This is a genomic window from Bacillus sp. SIMBA_074 (genome assembly GCF_046534555.1).
Taxonomy (GTDB): Bacteria; Bacillota; Bacilli; order Bacillales; family Bacillaceae_G; genus Bacillus_A; species Bacillus_A mycoides.
This window is the reverse complement of record NZ_JAWRYM010001250.1, coordinates 1-235: the sequence shown is the minus strand read 5'-3', so window position 1 is coordinate 235 and position 235 is coordinate 1. Positions and strand designations below refer to the sequence as shown.

Genomic DNA, 235 nt, shown 5'->3' with positions numbered 1-235 from the left:
ACTAAAGATAATAAGCAAAGCTGTTAGCAACGCAAATGCAGGCACAACACAATGCTTTAACAGCTTGGCATGATTATCGAAATTGTAATATTCCCTGACATAAGCCTGGTCAAAACCTAAAGCAAAGATAAGAGAAATAAGACTAAGACCGATATTCAGCAAGCTATAGCTGCCAACAATATCCGGCGAGTACAGCCACGTTAACATCGGCAAAGTCACTAAACCAATTAACGCA

At 39.6% G+C, this 235-nt stretch carries 1 pseudogene; it reads right to left on the bottom strand.

Features of this window, described 5'->3' with window-relative positions:
• Positions 1-235: pseudogene (locus SB773_RS34720) on the bottom strand (hypothetical protein); the annotation flags it as partial.